Origin of the sequence: Acidicapsa acidisoli, assembly GCF_025685625.1 — a bacterium.
GTDB classification, from domain to species: domain Bacteria; phylum Acidobacteriota; class Terriglobia; order Terriglobales; family Acidobacteriaceae; genus Acidicapsa; species Acidicapsa acidisoli.
Window position 1 is genome coordinate 1,422,900 of record NZ_JAGSYI010000002.1, and the last position, 18,819, is coordinate 1,441,718.

Here is an 18,819-nt window from a genome sequence, read left to right on the forward strand (position 1 = left end):
GGGCGAAATGCATTTCGACGCAAATTGGTTCTGAACCTATACGATGAAGCATCTCAGACCGCAATCGCTCCGCCAAGGGATCTATGCGAACCGGCTCTTCATCTTTGTTACCGGGGGAACCGATCGCACACCATTGGTCGCGACCTCAAGAAACGTGTGGGCCGCTCGGGTAAGCATCTTGTCCTTGCGAAAAACAAGCGCGAGTTCGCGTTGAATCCTCATGCCTTCCACTCTCATCGTCTTCAATAGGCCTGCTGCCTCGTCGGCACACACGTTGGTGTGGGGTAGAAATCCGATGCCGATCCCTGCCCCAATCAAGCGCTTCTGCAGCTCGCTTGATTCCAGCTCCATTGCGATGCGCGGCTGTACGTCACGACTTTGAAAAAAATGGTTGATCCTTTCCCGCTGCCTGCCGTGCTTCATCATCAGCAACGGATACTGGAGGATTTCATCCAGCTTGACCGTGTCTCTTTCCGCCAGAGGATGGGTCAATGCAGTTACGAGAACCACCTCATCCTTGTGGATGCTGTGGATCAACAGGCGGCTATCCTTGACCGGCATAGAAACGATGCCGAAGTCAACCTCGCGGCTGAACACAGACTCCAATGTGCGGGAGCGCTCGGAACGGACAATGCTGAGATGAACCCGGCTATACAGCTTCTTAAACTGCGCAAAGACCGAGGGGAGAACATACAAACTGATTGCTTCGCTAGTGCTGACGGAAATTTCACCTCGGGGAGAATGGTAAAGCTCGCTGATCCCGGCGAGAATGTGGCTGTGGCACTGTAAGCAGTGTTCGGCAAAAGGCTCAAACAGCCGACCGGCCGCGGTAAAGGTAACTTTGCCTCCCTCCCGATCGAATAATCGTGCACCTACTTCATTTTCCAGTGAGCGGATCTGAGCGGAGATGGCCGGCTGCGTAACTCCGAGGTTGTCGGCAGCTCTCGAGAAACTCTTCAAACGGCTCACAAATTGGAAGGTCTTGAGTTGCTCAAAGTCCATATTAGAGATACCCCGCAGCGTATTGCACCTAAGAATCAGAAATGAAGGATTGTAGGGAACGGGCTTTGGATCAGCATAAACTATTCCTATTCACCGTACAATGCAAACCGATACTGTTGTCCGGCAGTCATGGCAGAGATCCAGGATGAAAGCAGGTGAAAGAATGCTCGTTTGGGCCCGCTTCACAGCATCAAGTTGCAGTGAAACTGCTTGCCGTGTTTGGCCCGCCGTCCCGCGTTTGAATAGGCTGCCATTGTCCTTATTTATGCGCCGTAGAAATATGGGCAATACCGCCGTTATTGCCACATATTCAGCAAGATTTCCCTTACATGTTGCTCTTTTCGAGTGCAAGAATACGATTAGAGGAATTCATGAGAATCAGGCATTGCACCATGCTTGGGGTTCTGTTTTGTCTTCAATGGACATTGTTATGGAGCAGCACCCCGCCTGCGCACAAGACTGTTTACGATTACTCCCTGGTAGGTTTGGACGGCAAGGAAGTGCCTCTATCCGCATATAAGGGGAAGGTTCTGCTGATTGTGAATATCGCGAGCAAGTCTATTTACAAAAATCAAATCAGCGCGCTCGGAGAGATTCAGAAGGCTTACTCGGACAAAGGTCTGATTGTCGTCGGCATTCCTTCCAGCGATTTCGGAGCCCAGGAATTGGTGGACAACACAGCCATTCAGCACTATTACATCGATGATCAACATGTTGTTTTCCAGATTTTTTCGAAGGCCTCACTGCGCGGCAAGGACTGCATTCCTCTGATCCATTTTCTGACGGACGCTAAGGAAGGCACAGGTGGCGGAGAAGTCCATTGGAACTTTACGAAGTTTCTTGTGGATAGACAGGGACAACCGGTTCTTCGCTTTGAAACTGATAGTGATCCCGCTGATCCGGAGTTTCGCGTCAAGTTGGAGCAGGTGCTGGACGGTACTTTTAAGAAGAAGGACTCGGCGCCCAAGGAGAGCAAGCAGGCATCGGATGACAACGATGATGACGGCGAATGATTGCCACTCTTGTGCATCCATGCTTACATGATTGAGACGAAGCTGGCCGCTACCTTTTGCCTTCAAGATAGGCGCGCCAGCCACCGAGATGTGTAATCTCCTCGGCGCCTACGATTCCGGATGGTTCGCAGAGGAAGCCTTTCACGCTCGTGTCATCTTCGAGATGAACGGTGCCTAGAGACAAAGGTGCAGGAATCCCATTGAGGAATGTGCCGACTGTATCTTCGGGCATTGCCCATACTTCGAGTTCGATGCCGAAACCGGCGAAACCGGGCGCATAAACGAGCCCTGGTTTTGCAGGCGTGGAGTTTGGCAGCACATAGAGTTGATAGCTGGGAAGTGTGCGGACGGTGCGAACGAAGCGCGCTTTGCGGGTTGTAAGTTGCCAGTTTAATGGCTGACCTGAGAGATGCGCTCCCACAACTGCCAAGAGGATGCAGGCATTCGGCGCAGGGCTGGCTGATATGGCGGGCGTCTGGGCAAGAAGACGTTCCGAGCCACCGATAGTCAGGACTTGTTCGCGATGCAGTTTATCGGCAATAGCGAGCAATCCGTTGTCGGTGAATGCGCGACCGATCAGCGATACTCCGAAGGGCAGACCGTCTTCTCGTAAGCTTGAAGGAATTGCTACGGCGGCCAGGTCGAGCAGATTGACGAAGTTGGTATAGTAGCCGAGGTTGGTGTTCAATTCGATCGGAGCCGCCTGAACTTCCGCGATCGTATAAATCGTTGGAGTCGTGGGCAAGAGCAGTATATCTACCGAGTCGAAGATGGCTTCGGTGCTTCTGCGCAGTTCACGCAATCTGTATTCCGCGAGGAAGGCATCGACCGCGCTGAATCGTTGCGCTCCGCTAACAATCTTTGCGACCGTGGGGTCCATTGCATCGGCGTGCTCGAACGCGAAATCGTGAAGCGCGGCAAGTCGTTCGGCGACCCATGGCCCACTGTAGAGAAGATTGGCGGCGGAGCGGAATGGCTCGTAGTTGAAGCGCACCAATTCGCCACCCAGGCGCGTCATCGCTTCGATTGCCTTGTCATAACTTGCCCGCGCTTGTTGATCCCCGAAGAACTCCAATGTGTCTTCCGTCGGAACGCCGAATCTGAATCTGGAAGCGACCCAGGGAGTGGCGCCTTCGCCGGGGTTCGCTTTGCGGGAATATGGATCGCTGGCGTCGAAGTTGGCGATGATACTCAGAACGCGAGCGGCATCGGCACAAGTCTCCGCGAAGACGGAGACGCAATCCAGAGTGCGACAAGCGGGCAGAAGACCTGTGGTGCTGACGAGTCCTCGTGTGGGCTTCATGCCGACCAACTGATTGAATGCTGCCGGCACACGGCCAGAGCCTGCAGTATCCGTGCCTAAAGAAAAGCTGACAAGACCTTTGGCAACAGCTACCGCTGAGCCGGAGCTCGAGCCTCCGGAGATAAACTGTTCGTCAAAGACGCTGGAGCAGATGCCGCAGGGAGTTCGGGTTCCGACGAGGCCGGTGGCAAATTGGTCCATGTTGGTCTTTCCGATCAGGATGGCACCGGCATCGAGAAGTCGCTGCACGGCCGCGGCCATTTCGTTAGCGATTCGCGAGTAGGCGGGGCATGCGGCCGTGGTGGGAAGGCCCGCGACATCAAAGTTATCTTTGACTGCGAATGGAATACCGAAGAGCGGGAGTTTGGCTAAATCACTTTGATTTTCGAGTTCTCTTGCTCGCGCCAGGTTGTGCTCTTCATCGACGAGTGTAATCCAAATGGGACTTTTTCCCTCGGCGCGTATCTGCGAGTAAATCTCGCGAACGACTCTGGTAGGTGAAGTAATCTTATTCTTATAAGAAAGATCAAGTGAAGTAATGTCCACAGCGACTGGCCTCCTGCGATTAATCGGGTCGCACAACGACTAACGTTTGTCCAGCATTGACAAGCTTTCCGGGCGCGCAACGAATTTCTTCCACAACTCCGGTCGATGAGGACGGGATGACGATTTCTGCCTTCATAGCTTCGAGGACGACAAGCTTAGCTCCCGCGACAACGTGCTGACCGAGCTCGACTGCTATCTGGAAAACGCTGGCTGTCATAGGCGAGTTAATTGCTTCGGCGCCATCTGGCACGTGGCCATTTGAAGCAGCAAGATCCGGCGTCTCGGGAGGAGTGTTGACTTCAAGTAGGCCATTGACTCTCCAACGTTCTCTCTCTGCGTGAAAGGCTTCGCGCTGGGTGGATCGGAAAGCGTCAGCTTCCTCTGCGATGGAATGCAGGAAAGCTTGATACCTGTGCAAATTGAAGCTATTCTCTTCGGTCCTGAGGTCGAATCCGCCGTGGAGAATGCGGCTGCGCAGGTCGAGAAGTTCCTCGCCGGAGACAGGATAAAAGCGAATCTGATCGAAGAATCGCAGTGCCCACGGAGTGCCAGGCGGGAATGTCTTTGTAGTGCGATAAGTATTCCACACCTGCACGGTGCGGCCCACGAGTTGATAGCCGCCGGGACCTTCCATGCCATAAACACACATATAGGCGCCACCGATGCCGACGGCGTTTTCCGGGGTCCAAGTTCGAGCAGGATTGTACTTGGTGGTGATAAGGCGATGCCGGGGATCGGTGGGTGTGGCGACAGGAGCGCCGAGATAAACGTCGCCGAGGCCGAGAACAAGATAGCTGGCTGCATGCACGATGTTGTACACATCATCGACAGAGTTCAGCCCATTGATACGGCGAATGAATTCGATGTTATCGGGGCACCATGGAGCATCGGGACGGACCGAATTCATGTACTTCGATTGAGCCAATTGTGTCGCGGGATCATTCCACGAGAGTGGCATGTAGACGGTACGAGAAGGCACGGTTACATTGGGGTCCTCGGGCAGCTCTCTGTCGATGGAATCGATCGCTTCGAGAAGCGCGACGCGCGGCAGTTTGCGATTGTCGTAGTGAACCTGCAGGGAACGCACGCCGGGGGTAATGTCGATGATTCCGTTGAGTTGGAGTGCGCGAAGCTTCTGTTCAAGAAGATGCACGCGGAATCTCAAGGCCAGGTCGAGAACCTTATCGCCGTATTCGATGAGAAGATACTTGTCCCCATCGGCACGATAGGCGGTTGATGGCCTGCGTACGTTGGATGTCTGAAGGATTGCTTCTTCGTCGCTGGAGTTCTCGGGCAAGAATGACGGTGATCCAGCCAGGTTCTTGATCGTATGTTCGATGTTAGCTTCAAGTTGACGAGCCTGCTCTTCGCTAACACGATGAAAGCGAATGGTGTCTCCGGCCTTGAGTTGACCCAACTTCCATAACTCGGCTGAGACGACAACAGCGGGACAGACAAATCCTCCGAGACTGGGGCCGTCGGGACCGAGGAGGATGGGCATGTCTCCGGTGAAGTCTATGGCGCCGATTGCGTAAGCGTTGTCGTGGATGTTGGATGGATGCAGGCCGGCTTCGCCACCGTCTTTGCGGGCCCATTCCGGCTTGGGGCCGATGAGTCGAACACCTGTACGATCCGATTGATAGTGAACGCGCCAATCGGTCGAGAAGATCATCTCGATGTCTGCTTCAGTGAAAAATTCCGGAGCGCCATGCGGGCCGTACAGGACTGCGATATCCCAGTGACGATCGTATCGCGGGATCGCTTCGGCAGAGAGAGATTTTGTCGGTTGGTCGAAGCTCGGCGGTTTGAAGTGGATGACATCGCCGGCGCGCAAGGCACGTCCGGCGTGGCCTCCGAAGCGGCCGAGCATGAAGGTGCTGGCACTGCCCAGGAACCCAGAAGCCTCAAAGCCGCCATGGATTGCAAGATAGGTTCGAGAGCCGTGGCCATTGACAGCTGAAAATTGCAATGTGTCGCCGGCCGCAACCGCCATAGAGGTCCACAACGGGACAGGGACTTGATTGACCTTGGCGCTCATGTCGGCGCCACAGATGGCGATGAACCCATCGGCATTGAAGCTAACTTTGGCGCCGATGCCGGTCATTTCGAGCGCTGGGGCGTGATCTTCATTGCCGACGAGCCGGTTCGCAACACGCATGGCAAAGGAGTCCATGGGACCTGATGGCGGTACGCCGACATGCCAATATCCCAAGCGACCGGGATAGTCCTGGATCGTGGTCTGAGTTCCAGGTTCGATTACTTCGAAAGCGTGGCGGGCGACGTTGAAACTGCTTAGCGAGGAAGTAGTGATCTCACCGGCGATGAATGCCGGCGAAGATACAACGGCCTTAAGATAGCGGAGATTTGTTTCTGTTCCGAGCAGAGAGCAGGTGTCGAGTGCCGCCATCATCTTGAGGACTGCTTCGGCGCGATCAGCACCGGTGACAATGATCTTGGCGATCATCGGATCGTAATAGGGAGTAACATCAGTGCCGCACTCCACCCATGTTTCGGTGCGAGCCAACTCGGAGTTTGGAAAGATGACTTCGGATAGCTTGCCGGGCGCAGGCTGGAAACCTTTGGCCGGATCTTCCGCATAGATGCGGGCTTCGATGGAGTTGCCTTGAGGACTACGATCAAGAGAGGTTAGCGGAGGAAGTTCATTGGCAGATTCCAGGATCATCATTTCGACGAGATCGAGGCCTGTTACCTGCTCGGTGACTCCGTGCTCGACCTGGAGGCGGGTGTTTACTTCGAGAAAGTAGAACTCATTGGAGTCGACATCGAAGAGGAACTCGACGGTACCCGCCGAGCGGTAGTTGACGGACTGCCCCAACAGTCGCGCCGATGCGAAGAGCTGCTCTTGTACGGCAGGCGCGAGACCGGGCACTGGTGTTTCTTCAATGACCTTTTGATGACGGCGCTGAGCGGAGCAATCTCGGGCTCCAAGGGTGAGTATTCCTCCCCGGTTATCGCCGAAGATCTGCACTTCAACATGCTTCGCATTGGCGATGAACTTTTCAAGGTAGACACTGCCGTCGCCAAAGCTGTTGCGGCTCAAGCGAACGACAGAGTCATACGCGTCTGCAAGCTGCTGAGCCTCGAAGCAGACGCGCATCCCGATGCCGCCTCCACCTGCGGAGCTCTTCAGCATGACTGGATAGCCCAGCTTTTCGGCAGAAGCCAGGGCGTCTTCTTTGTCAGCAAGCAAACCTGTTCCAGGGAGAAGGGGAACGCCGCAATTGACAGCTATTTGCCGCGCGGTGTGCTTGAGGGCGAAGGCATTCATGTGGTCGATGCCAGGGCCGATGAAGACGATGCCTGAACTGGCGCAGGCGCGCGCGAATTCAATGTTCTCACTGAGGAATCCGTAGCCGGGATGGATGGCCTTGGCGCCGGATGCCTTGGCTACTTTGAGGATAGTATCGATGGAGAGATAGCTTTGTGCGGCTGGCGCGGGACCAATGCAATATGCTTCGTCGGCGTCCAGCACGTGACGCGAATTGGCATCAACCTCGGAGTAGACGCTAACTGAGGCGATCCCCATCTTTTTCAGTGTGCGTAGTATCCTGCAGGCGATAGCGCCACGATTGGCGATCAGCACTTTATCAAACATTTTTATCCCAGATGAGGATTTGTATTGGAGTCGGATTGTAACCGTTGCAAGGATTATTGAGTTGCGGACAGTTGCTGATGACCATGAGGACATCCATCTCGGCGCGAAGCTCGACATACTTGTCGGCATCGGAAACTCCATCCTCGAAGGTGAGCTTGCCGTCGGGAGTCACGGGGACATTCATAAAGAAGTTGATGTTGCTGGCGATATCGCGCTTGTCCATGCCATGGTTCCAGAACTGCAGGCCTTTCAGGAAACTGTTGCGGCACGCGTGCATGTGTCCCTTGGCAAGATCGTAACGGACCATGTTGCTCTCCGTTGCGCAGGCTCCTCCGAGGGTGTCGTGACGGCCGCAGGTATCGGAGGTAATAGTAAGCAGCACACGGCCGTTGGTTGAAAGCAACGCGGTCCCGGTAGTGAGATAGATATTGCCCTGCTCCCGAATGGTGTCCTGGGCGCTGTAACGGTCAGAGTAATCTTGAGCATTGTAGAAAATCGTATCCACGGCCTGATTGCCCTCGAGATCGACGATACGCACATACTGGCCTTGGGCAATTTCAAAGACGAAGGGATCACCGGCCTCCACGACAAAACTGTGCAGCGCCGCCTCTGGCATGAGGGAGCTAGGCTTGAGATTTGTAGTATGCAAATCTTCCTCGCAAAAATTACAGAAAGTATAGTTCGGTCAGGACGAAGCCACGAGTGTTCTCAGGACACAGAATGCGACAGGGATCGTTCCGCATGGGAGTGGGGACGCGGCTGATGCTCAACTCCACGGGCTTTGGAGCATAGCTGGACGAAGTATCAAGAGGATGCGGAGACGAATTGAGAAGGACAAGAACGTTCATCTCCGAGCGCAATTCGATGTAACTTCCCTTGGCAGAGTTGTTGGCGACATACTGAATGTTGCCAAGGTCGTCGACCACGACTTTACTGAAAAAATTGACGGTGGCGTGCAGATCACGTGGCCCCATGCCGTACTTGCCAAGTTCTATAAGGAACCCATCGCGCGCGTTTTGATACCATTCGTTGCGCGACTGCTGATATGTTGTCTTGCCGTACTTTCTTTCGATCAAAGAGGAATTGGAGATGCCAGCAATAGGGTCGTGCCAACCGACGGTATCTTTGGTGATCGAGCAAAGTACGCGTCCCATATCCGAAAAGAGCACATGGCCTGCAGTCAGTCGGGCGGTGTGCTGGGCTTTCAGCGTATCAGGAAGATTGAATCGTTCCGATGGGTTTTCAAAATTAAGGAAGTAGGCTGCGACATTTGCGCCTCCTTCTGTATCAGTGATGCGAAGGGCTGTTCCACGCTTGAGTACGTGCGACCAGGTTGCTCCGCCTGGAAGGACCTCACTAAATAGCAAAGACGATTCCATATACACTTCCCCCGTTTGCGCAAATACCGAATAAATCGGAATGCGCACACCGTAGCGAATAGCTGTGTTGGATCGATACCCCACAGGAGGGGGGCGCAATGGCGGAATCTACGATTGGAGGGTCGGTGGACCGCAGCAGACATCCATGAAGATCATGCGCAATTGAACCTTAATCGGGATACGTCGTAATGTTCTGCGCAGGGTCATGAAGCCAGAGTAGCACGAGTTGGACGAGGTGCAAGTGAGAAAATTGCGACGGTTTTACCTCGCAGCGAATAAGCTGTCGCTCGCCAAGATATCGATTTATCTGGAGATCAAATACCTGGAGGTCGCCCGCGGCTCGACCTGTTCAGTGTAAAGCTGACCCGATACTGCACCAGCTTAGACTCCTTTCTGTTTTGCCGGTTTGCTTCATTCGATGACGCCAGGACCTACTCTTGGAAAACCCAGCGCTTCGGCACAGCTTGCTGGATTGAAGTAGCAGCATTCCTCAAAAGTGCCTCACCGCACAGAGCCTGTTGCTTTAGAGCCTGTTGCTTTGGCTATGTGTCCAGATGCGTCACCGCAGGCATTCATCTTCCTGAATCGCGATGGAGGATTCCTCGATCCGAATAACTTTCGTAAGCGGGTCCTAGCTCAGCTTCGCGAACCGCTGAAACTACCAAAGCTGACCTTTCAAGTCATTCGACGGACGATGGCAATGCTGAGCCAGACGACGGGTGCGTCGAAGCACACCGTTGCATCGATGACCGCTGATGGGCATCCAGCTTTGCTTTAGCCCGAATATCGAATCCACATGGATTCATCTATGTGGAAACTAATTGGAACAATCTGGAGCAGTGGAAAACCAGATTATTTTTCGTAAGTTGTTGATTCTATGGTGGGCGCTGCAGGATTCGAACCTGCGACTTCCACCGTGTGAAGGTGGCACTCTACCGCTGAGTTAAGCGCCCGTTTGCCGGATGAGGCAGGGTCGGGTTTGGTCGCGTGATATGCCTCAGGGATGAGGCGGCGTCCACTACGGTAGAGTATCATCAGCAAGCTGTGCACTTCAACGCGCTGCCCCGGCGGGTCGGACCGGCACTTCTTGCCTTTGCATCATGCGCCTGCGCCTCCTTCCAATGCGATCTGCACCTGAGCCGCCCCGATCCGGTGAACTGCACGGAAAGCCGCGGCTGGCCGAGTCGGCGGCAGGGCTTGGCGGATCGTCCGGATTGGGTTCCGGAGCAGGTTCCGGAAGCCCGAAATCAGGGCGGGAAAATGCTGTTCCAGCGCAACAATCTGTGGTAAACGGTGTCCCAGAGGATATGGCAAGCCTGGCGATCGGCAATCCGGGTATGAACTCGGCGCGAAACTCGGGGCGAAGCTTCGATTCGGGGCTGGGCCTGGGACCGGATCTGGCTTCCGGCGTCCGGGCTGGAACGGTTGAGCGTTCCGATGCCGAAATCATGCTGGCGGTCGCCGCGGGCGACGAAGTCGGCTACAACTACCTCGTTACCAAGTACCATCGCCAGATCATTCATTTTCTGTACCGGATGGTTCGCAACGAGGCGGTTGCCGAGGAATTGGCGCAGGAGGTGTTTCTGCGCGTGTACCGGTCGCGGGAGAGCTACCGGGCGGAAGCGAAGTTCAGCACCTGGCTGTACCGGATCGCCACCAATCTGGCGGTGAACCACGCGCGCGACACGAAGAACGAGCGCACGGCACAGACACTGGAATTGGACGCGCCGGATGCCGAGTCGGGTTCGACGCCGGAGGTTGCCGACGACGACCTGAACGTGGAGCAGCGGATGCTGCGGGAAGAGCGCATGGCGGCCATCCGGGCGCAGGTATCGGCGTTGCCTGAGCGGCAGCGCATGGCCGTGCTGATGCACAAGTACCAGGAGATGGATTATCGCCAGATCGGCGACGTTTTGAAACTGAGCGAGTCGGCAACCAAATCGCTCCTGTTTCGCGCCTACCAGACTCTGCGCGAGCGTTTGAAAGAGTTTGTTTAAGATTGGGAGCACGAAGCCGGGAGACACCGGCAGTAGGAGGGAGCACCAAGATGAATTGCCATGATATGAATGCGAAGTTGCCTGATTTGCTCTTTGGGGCGGAAGAGCAGTCGCTCGAGGATATAGACGCCGTGCGGGATGCCGCGGCCGAGGATGCGGTGAAGCTGCATCTTGCCGAGTGTGCGGACTGCCGCAAGCAGTTGGAAGAGATGCGTGCGACGATGGCGCTGCTGGACGCCTGGGAAGCGCCCGAGCCGAATCCCTACTTCCTCACGCGGCTCAATGCCCGGCTGGACGAAGAGCGCGAGGCGGCTCCGGCGAGCTGGTATGAAAAGCTGCGGGCGCGGCTGGTTTATAGTTCGCGGCTGAGCCTGCGTCCCGTGGCGGCGATGGCGCTGACCGTGGCGGTGCTGATCGGCGGCGGCGCTTACCTCGGTCTCAACAACTGGGATCAGCCGGTGGCGCAGCCTCCGGCGCAGGCAGCGGTCGTCCACGATCTGCAAACGCTGGACAACAACGCGCAGCTTTTGGATCAGCTTGAGTCGCTGTCGGGACAGAACGACGACTAACCGGAACATTGACATCGCCGAGAATGCGGTAGCGGAGTTCGTTGCCTGACAGCGACCTCCCGGAACCTTAACCATACGAATCCAACGAACTTGAAAGCAGAGAAGAAGCGTGAAAACCAAGGCCAGGGCGAGAGTTGCTCGACGCGCGGCGCAAGCTGCATGCCTTGGGATTCTTGTTTCTCTGGCTCCATGGGCGCTGGCCGGGCAGCATGGCGGCTATGCGCCGCATTTTTCCGCACCCCATTTTTCTGCACCAGCACAGCACTCGGCGCCGCAATCGCGGCCTCAGTCTCATCCGCCGGGGGGCCAGCAGTACCGTCCCCAGCAGCAGGCGCGACCGGGCGGCAACGCGCCGGCTCGTCCTCAACCGAATTTCGGGCCAGGCCGCGGACCCACCAATCCGGCGGCCAATTACAGCGCGCGGCCGGCCTATAACGGTTCGCCCTATGCCATGCGTCCCAATCCGCAAGCCGCCGGGCATTTGCCGCAATGGATGGCCCAGCATCAGAACATGCCCATGGGCCAACAGGAGCGCATGCTTCGCCAGGAGCCGGGCTTTAATCGCCTGAGCCCCGGAGAACAGCAGCGCCAGATCCAGCAGCTTCATCAGTTGAATGAGATGCCCGAGGCGCAGCGCGAACGGCGGATTGCCCGAGCAGAGAACTTTGAGCGTCTCTCTCCGGGAGAGCAGATGCAGGTGAGACAATCTGGCCGCATGTTGGACACACTGCCTCCGGACCGCCAGACGATGGTGCGCCAGGCCTTTCGCGACCTGCGTGGCGTGCCGGTCGATCAGCGCGACACGGTTCTCAATTCAGCGCGCTACGCAGCGTCGTTCTCTCCGCAGGAGCGCGGCATTCTCTCCAACCTGCTGCGCGTCGAGCCGTATGTGGGGCCGCGCTAAGGTCGGTCTCTGAGACTTCGGGCGGAAACGCCAGCCGGGATTTCCTCTTTACCGCAGCAGGTTCCGCGCCAGGAAGAAGACATTGGCCGGCCGCTCCGCAAGGCGCCTCATGAAATACGGATACCACTCCCGCCCGAACGGAACGTAGACCCGCACGTTGTATCCTTCGCGAACCAGCCGCCGTTGCAGGTCGCGCCGAACACCGTAGAGCATCTGAAACTCGAAATGATCCGCGCCGATGCCCCGGTTGGCGGCGAAGCTCTTTGCGGCCTCGATCATCGCCTCGTCGTGCGTGGCCAGGCCGTGATAAATCGGGCTTGAGAGTAGAATTCCGGCTAGCCGCACGTAATTGGTGTCGGTATCCGTCTTTTTGGGGAAGGCGACTGACGGCTGCTCCTGGTAAGCGCCCTTGCACAGCCGCACGCGAATGCCGTTTGCAATGAGCTGTTGAATATCGGCCTCGGAGCGATACAGATAGGCCTGGATCACGATGCCGATGTGGCCGCGATAATCCTCGCGGGCGTGCAGGTGCTGCACCAGGTCGAGCGTGACCTGGGTCAGATGCGAACCTTCCATGTCAATGCGGACAAAGTTGCCGGTCGCCCGCGCGTGCTCGGTGAGACCTGCGGCGATGGTGTAGGCCAGATCCGGCGATAGCTCCAGGCCCATCTGCGTGAGCTTGACGCTGATGTTGGCGCTTAAATGCTGTGCGGCAATCGCATCGAGCAAACGGTGGTAAATTTCGGCGGCCTGATACGCCTCGGCCTCGGTGCTCACGCTTTCACCCAGCGAATCCAGCGTGACTGTCATGCCTTGTTTGTTTAGTCTTTCGGCGGTGCGCAAGGCGTCTTCCACCTCCAGCCCGGCGACAAACCGCGAACTGAGCTTGCGGCCCGCGCTTGAGCTTTCACTGAAACGGCGCAGGGTTTGATTGGTGGAAAGAGCGATAAAGGCGGAGCGAAGCAGCGGCATCTTTCGTAGATTCTCCGGGGGAAGGTCTGAACCTGCGCTATGCGGGTCGGGCCAAAATCCAAATTTGACCTGAAATACCAGTTTCGCACATGGAGCAGCTGGGAAGTTCGCGAAGTGCGCTTCATAAAAATGCCGGAGGTACTCTTGCGGAATCTGCGCCAGGTCTCGTCAAGACTCCACGAGAGAATGCCATTCTCGTTATTCTCGATTGGGAGGCTGGTTGACCATGCTTGAATCTTCCTGAATGTGGGAATTGGGGTATACCGACTTCGCGGGAAGCGGACGACGGACTTAAATAGAACTTAATTATTTGCGGTTTGCGGTGTGAATGAATTCAAGCATCACTTGCGAAATTTGATTGGCGGTAAAGTCACGATTCAGAACTTGATGAAGGATCGGCTTAAAGATACAAGTATATAATTGCCTGATTTAGAGCCTGCTTCCACGCTAGCCATGGACGTCGCAGTGTTGTCGGAAGAGTTCGTGCGTAGTGACAAATTGAGGTTTAGGATGCTCCTGATTCAGACAATAAGCTGTTGCTGTAATGCAAGATTTTCTAACGACAAATCACGTTGAAAAAGAAATCGGACGGCAAGGGAAAACCAAAGCCACAACAAACCTGGCATGAATTTAGTTTTACACGCTGATATTTCAAATCAGAGATCAGAAACATCTCGTTGATTTAATAACAAATCGTTATTTTGGCGAGGCGCAGCGCGAATTCGCTGGTCTCACGGAAACGAAACAGATAAGAGTACAGCAGGATGATTCGGCAAGCTTATGGGCGACTGGGAAAGAACTTGTGACAGAGAACTAGCGACTTTTGCCGAGATGCAGTGTGAGAGCGCTCGCACGCTACACTTGGTGGAATGCGCCCGCCGTTCGCGGGTGTACGAGAGGAATGTTGCAATCGAGTTCCTTGAAGGGGCAAAGGGTGAAGCAGGGGATGGCTGGGACAACCGATGCCTGGCTGTGCTCCTTCTCGAAAACCAACTCCTTCGGATTCCAGCTACAATGCCTGGCGAATTCGATGCGATGCTGGTGCGTCTGGGGATCAAGGCAGAGCCGGGAGCGGACAAGCCAGTCGATACAAGCGTACTTCGTGAGGGCTACAGCACGACCGATCTATCCGGCTTTACGGAAGAACTGCGGCGAAGGCTGCGGCGGCTGGAACGGATTCATCGCGTGCTTGCTGATGAGAACTTCGATTCAGCTGCGTGGGAGAAGCTGATGCGCATTGCACGCGAGGTTCCAAAGCTGACACTCGCACGGTATGTCTTTATGCCGGATGAGGTTGTACGCGAGGTGAAGCGGCAGTTGCGGATGGGCCGCGGCGCGGAAGCTACGCTATCGCAATTTAAACAGACAGCCGCAGCCCATTGGGCCGCTGAGCCTTTGGATGCCCCGGTATTTGAGACGGAAATTGTGAAGAGACTGTGCGCGGACCGCGCTACCTACTGGATCTCTGAGCAGTGCGGCTCGGAGCTAAACGCACTAGTGGAGTATCCACTGACGAGCGCGGCGGTAGCGATCAAGCTGCCGGGCAGCGACCTCGAGATTGAGATCAAGCGCGCAGGGATTCGCGGCGATTGCTTGATGAGTGTGATCACCGAGCGCAATGGCACGTATGCACCAACGAGCCATAGGCTCTTTGGTGGATCTCTAGGCTGGCTTGCGCAGCGCGAGACGACGGCGGCTGGAATCTTCTCGCGCATCTTTCGGCTGGTGCACGGAAGAGAGGCGCCTAGTTCAAGGACCGTGCAGAATAACTCGATCGTGGGCATTCCAGCGGCGGATGGCGAGGTTCATCTACTGGATTACCTGACCGACGAGAGTAGCTTTGGCGCGGATTTCGGGAGCATGCGCGCTGCCATGCAGACCTGCATCGATGCCTTCCCGAGCGATACCGGAGTGGCAAAGGCATCGTATGCGAGCGAGGCTGGACGGACGCTCCAATTCATTGGGCAGGCGCTTCCGGAACAAGCGATCCTGACAGGCAGCAGTTCTTACAGACTAGACCGCATCCTTCTCTATCTCTCCGACACAGGACCGGAGGCTTACTTCCGCATTGGGCTTGGGCGCGACCCAAATGAAATCGAGGAGCAGTGGCTGGCAGTAACGGTGCTGGAGGAGATTCTGGGAACGGTGCGGCTGCCTGAAGAACCTTATGTCGGTTATGCGCAGTATGTTCGGGATTTGTTCGCTATTGCGGAGAATCGCAAGCGGGCCAACGAGAACTTTCTTTCAGTGATGCAGCAGGTTGGAGAGTGCTGGGGCACGCTGATCGCCGTGCGGGGATTCACCGATGGCGAGTCGTTTGTGTTGCGTAATGCCGGGCTGAGGAGCGTGTGGAGAAATGGCAGCTGGCAGATCCAGTACACCACGATGGACCATGATGACCTGACAGTAGCGGGAAGCCGGTATCCGCATCTGTGGCTGTGGCGCGAGCTGTCGGGAATGACCTTCGACGCGATCCATATTCTAGGCGGGATTCTAGGCGGGCAGATGGACGATGATTGGATTCCGGGAGAGGTGGGAGCTCTGCGCCAGATTTTTCGCGTATGTGACGCGGTGGCCGATGCGGGATTGGAAACGCTGCGACAGGCGGCCCGCGCGGCTTATGACAAGACACAGCGTGCGCTGGAGACAAACGACAGCCTTCGCGCACTGTTCAACGAGAATTTTCTACGCGGGTACCGGGACTTCGATGAGTTGGCTGCGAGTTATCCCACAGCAAAGCCGGAGGAGATGGACCGCTGGAAGACAGACGCGGCGGAAACGCTCAGACGCAAGGGGCACGATGAGGAGCTGGTTGCGGAGACGATCCGGGCCGTTGGCCACTTCCGCATTTTCTTCGAAAAGACAGCTTTTCTCTATGAAAGGTAGCGCCGTTTGAGCTGTTCGTAGAGGCATGCTTCCGGATAAGCGGCATCCTTGTTCCGGCCCTCACGGCGCCAGAGCTCATTCCATAGGTGGATAGCGCGGGTCTTCTTGTCGAAGCTCCACTGCACTGCGGGATCGAGCATCTGTTCCCAAACAGAAAAATGCACGGGGCAAAAGACCTCCCAATGCTGGACATGCTCCTGGAGCGCGCAGGCTTCGATGGCCTGACGCAGAAGCGCAGGGCCGCACTGACTCCATTTGAGCTCTGTGACGTCGAAGCGCTCGCACGCTTCCCAGGCATACTGTATGACCGGACTGCCCGGCGGCGCTTTTACCGCACCGACATTAACCAACTGGCGGCCGTTGATGCCCTCGCTGGAGAAGACGTATTCGCCGGAGAAGTCGAAGGGCTGGACACAGATTGTGTCGGCATCGACGAACCATCCACCTTTCTCAAGCAGGAGTTTGTAGCGAAAGAAGTTGGCGAAACCAGCATAGGTTTTGTGTTCGCGATAGGTAAAGATGCGCGAGGCAGGTAGAACAGCGTTGGCGTCGAGAACCACAGTTCCGGGAGGAACGCCTGCGATGTCCTGATACGCGTAGAGATGAAACGGATGTCCGTGACTGAGAAACGACTGAATACACATCTGCTCCATCACGGAGAGACAATCACCAATCCAGAGCGCCTGTATGTTTTCCGCCATTCAGTTTGCGTTCCCCTGAATCTGAATGGTCGCATACTGAGTGTAATTGAGGCCCAACGAGGGTGAGGACAGCAGGACGTTGTAGATACCCGGCGTGGGCACGTCGAAATCGACGGCATAGACGCCATCGCCCCGATAGGTGGCTAGATCGCGGCGTTGCCACATGGAGCCCATCATGAGAATAACCACATCCTTTGCCTGGGCTTCGGGACTTCCATTATCGGCAAGCGTGAGGCGGAAGGCCAAACGCGCCGACTGCCCGACGGGCGAAGAGGAGGCAACGCGCGGCTCGACGTTGAGCCGGGGGGGCTTGACACGGGCGAGAGCCGGGTCGGCGGCGATGGGGAGATCGAAGCAGGCGACGATACGCGGACGATCAACGAAGAGAGCGAAGTCGTACGATCCCTCGGCGGGAAGTTTTGCCGTGGTCTCGTAGACGCCGGGCGCGTGCTCGCGCAGGTTGCGGTCGATGGAGAGAACTGCCCTCGGCTCATGGCCATAGTTGCTGACATTGCCCATAGGCGCGGCGGCCCCTTCCATATAGAAGTAGACCGAAGCATCTCCGGGGTTGGCAACGAGAACTGCATTATCGCCCGAAGCCTGCACGATGCTGTCTGCTGGACTGAAGCGCAACATGGCGCCGGGAGCGTGACGGCCCCCGGAGAAATCAGCTACAGATATCTCCGCGCCGGGCTGCCCGAGCGAAGCGAGCGTAATCATCAGCACAGCGTCTGTGCCACGATGGCGAATGTGCGCCTGCTTATCGGTAAAGCTGATGCGATCAGGGCCTTTGTCGAGCTTGCCTTCCTGGATGATCTGATTGGAGGCCGCGTCTGCGACATAGATGAAATCGTCGACGGGATTGACCGCGAGGGCGTATCGTCCACCGGGAGCAAAGCGTATTTGCCCAAGCCCCGGCGAGGCGGTCATTGAGCCGCGAATCTTGCCGGTGACGCCATCGATGACGACGATTTTGCCGTCGCCTTCGTTGGAGACATAGGCTTCCTTGGCGAGGCTGGAGTAGTCGATCCAGCCGGGCTTGGATCCGACGCTGAGATCGGCAGTTTTGGAGAGAGTGCGGACATTGATGATGGAAACGGTTCCGTCGTCGGGATTAGTGACGAAGGCCGTGGAGCTGTCGTCTGTGAAAGCCATGTGATGATAGCCGCGACCGGTCCGAATACGGGCACGGACTTTCAAGGTGACGGCATCTACAACGGCAACGCCAGAGTTGTTCTTGCCATCGTCATAGGCAACCCAGAGATATGCCTGGTCGGGCTGCAGAACGGTGCGCGCGGCCTTTGGGATGTCGGGGACGGTAGAAACGATGCGCCAGATTCCCGTATCGATGACGACAACTTTGCCCGTGGAGGGAATGGAGACATACAGGCGATCTCCGTTGGCGGTGAGAGCCCAATCTTCCCCTGGCCCGTCCAGCGGCACCATTGCGAGAAGCCGCGTGTCTCCGTAGCCGAAGCGGGGATCAACGACGGTGATGGTCGGATCGCTGTTGAGCAAGGCAACGTAAAACGAGGTGAGATCGACCTGCGTGTGGCTGAATGTGCTGCCTTCAGCAAAGCGCTTGACCTCACCGGCACACTGCGCCTGCGTTGGAGCAGTTGGCGTATAGCGGCGATCAATCCAGGCCGCGGGCGAAGCGCCGGGCATGGGTGAGCCTGTTGTGACGTCTGTCATCTGCACGCGTACGGCGACGTCTTCAAACTCGCGCACTGTCCCGTCACTGGATTTAGCGTGGTCGATAGGATCAACGCTGACGGTGACATGCGCGCCGTTCTGCGTGATGGTTTGCGAGAATGCGGCGGGCGGATGTTGCGGCGCCTGCGCAAATGCGGTCGCGCTCAAAGTGAACGCGACCGCGATGGGTACAACAGCGTTAATTTTCCCGAGAAACATTCGTTGGCCTAAACAAC

The 18,819-nt window shown here is 56.4% G+C and carries 14 protein-coding genes and 1 tRNA gene; 6 read left to right on the top strand and 9 right to left on the bottom strand.

Annotated features, from left to right (window positions below):
* Positions 1-81 precede the first annotated feature (81 nt).
* Positions 82-1,002 carry a LysR family transcriptional regulator gene (locus OHL23_RS15830; protein ID WP_263352880.1) on the bottom strand — a complete coding sequence of 307 codons (921 nt, stop codon included), beginning with the start codon at positions 1,000-1,002 and terminating at the stop codon, positions 82-84.
* 371 nt (positions 1,003-1,373) lie between these two features.
* On the opposite strand from OHL23_RS15830, the gene OHL23_RS15835 reads away from it, so the two are divergent.
* Positions 1,374-2,015 carry a glutathione peroxidase gene (locus tag OHL23_RS15835; protein WP_263352881.1) on the top strand — a complete coding sequence of 214 codons (642 nt, stop codon included), beginning with the start codon at positions 1,374-1,376 and terminating at the stop codon, positions 2,013-2,015.
* A gap of 49 nt (positions 2,016-2,064) precedes the next feature.
* Here the strand turns inward: OHL23_RS15835 and atzF are convergent, their stop codons facing one another.
* The 4 genes from atzF to OHL23_RS15855 are packed head-to-tail and all read right to left on the bottom strand — an operon-like array spanning position 2,065 to position 8,859.
* Positions 2,065-3,864, bottom strand: coding sequence for an allophanate hydrolase (gene atzF / locus OHL23_RS15840; RefSeq protein ID WP_263352882.1), 1,800 nt, complete (start codon positions 3,862-3,864; stop codon positions 2,065-2,067).
* A gap of 19 nt (positions 3,865-3,883) precedes the next feature.
* A complete protein-coding gene (gene uca / locus OHL23_RS15845) occupies positions 3,884-7,480 on the bottom strand; it encodes an urea carboxylase (RefSeq protein ID WP_263352883.1) in 3,597 nt (1,198 codons plus the stop codon).
* Positions 7,473-8,129, bottom strand: coding sequence for an urea amidolyase associated protein UAAP2 (locus OHL23_RS15850; protein WP_263352884.1), 657 nt, complete (start codon positions 8,127-8,129; stop codon positions 7,473-7,475). Before OHL23_RS15850 ends, uca begins: the two co-directional genes overlap by 8 nt.
* Positions 8,130-8,145: 16 nt before the next feature.
* Positions 8,146-8,859: an urea amidolyase associated protein UAAP1 gene (locus OHL23_RS15855; protein ID WP_263352885.1), complete on the bottom strand. Its 714-nt coding sequence runs from the start codon at positions 8,857-8,859 to the stop codon at positions 8,146-8,148.
* A gap of 538 nt (positions 8,860-9,397) precedes the next feature.
* On the opposite strand from OHL23_RS15855, the gene OHL23_RS15860 reads away from it, so the two are divergent.
* The gene (locus tag OHL23_RS15860) at positions 9,398-9,637 is read left to right on the top strand and encodes a site-specific integrase (RefSeq protein ID WP_263352886.1); all 240 of its coding nucleotides are present in this window, start codon (positions 9,398-9,400) and stop codon (positions 9,635-9,637) included.
* Positions 9,638-9,737: 100 nt separating this feature from the next.
* On the opposite strand, the gene OHL23_RS15865 is transcribed toward OHL23_RS15860, so the two are convergent.
* Positions 9,738-9,812: transfer RNA gene (locus tag OHL23_RS15865), tRNA-Val, on the bottom strand.
* 168 nt (positions 9,813-9,980) lie between these two features.
* Between OHL23_RS15865 and OHL23_RS15870 the strand changes: the two genes are divergently transcribed.
* The 3 genes from OHL23_RS15870 to OHL23_RS15880 all read left to right on the top strand — a co-directional run bounded on the left by OHL23_RS15870 (position 9,981) and on the right by OHL23_RS15880 (position 12,329).
* Entirely contained in the window at positions 9,981-10,856 is an 876-nt protein-coding gene (locus OHL23_RS15870; protein ID WP_263352887.1) for an RNA polymerase sigma factor, read from the top strand.
* 50 nt (positions 10,857-10,906) lie between these two features.
* The gene (locus tag OHL23_RS15875; protein WP_263352888.1) at positions 10,907-11,425 is read left to right on the top strand and encodes a hypothetical protein; all 519 of its coding nucleotides are present in this window, start codon (positions 10,907-10,909) and stop codon (positions 11,423-11,425) included.
* Between the two features lie 109 nt (positions 11,426-11,534).
* Positions 11,535-12,329, top strand: a complete 795-nt coding sequence (locus OHL23_RS15880) for a DUF3106 domain-containing protein (RefSeq protein ID WP_263352889.1) — start codon at positions 11,535-11,537, stop codon at positions 12,327-12,329.
* Positions 12,330-12,377: 48 nt separating this feature from the next.
* On the opposite strand, the gene OHL23_RS15885 is transcribed toward OHL23_RS15880, so the two are convergent.
* A complete protein-coding gene (locus OHL23_RS15885; RefSeq protein ID WP_263352890.1) occupies positions 12,378-13,301 on the bottom strand; it encodes a proline dehydrogenase family protein in 924 nt (307 codons plus the stop codon).
* Between the two features lie 1,014 nt (positions 13,302-14,315).
* Between OHL23_RS15885 and OHL23_RS15890 the strand changes: the two genes are divergently transcribed.
* Entirely contained in the window at positions 14,316-16,187 is a 1,872-nt protein-coding gene (locus OHL23_RS15890; protein WP_263352891.1) for a hypothetical protein, read from the top strand.
* Here OHL23_RS15890 and OHL23_RS15895 read toward each other — a convergent pair.
* On the bottom strand, positions 16,175-16,888 hold the full coding sequence (locus OHL23_RS15895; RefSeq protein ID WP_263352892.1) for a glycosyltransferase: 714 nt from the start codon (positions 16,886-16,888) through the stop codon (positions 16,175-16,177). The genes OHL23_RS15890 and OHL23_RS15895 overlap by 13 nt on opposite strands.
* Positions 16,889-18,802: a YncE family protein gene (locus OHL23_RS15900; RefSeq protein ID WP_263352893.1), complete on the bottom strand. Its 1,914-nt coding sequence runs from the start codon at positions 18,800-18,802 to the stop codon at positions 16,889-16,891.
* Between the last annotated feature and the right edge of the window lie 17 nt (positions 18,803-18,819).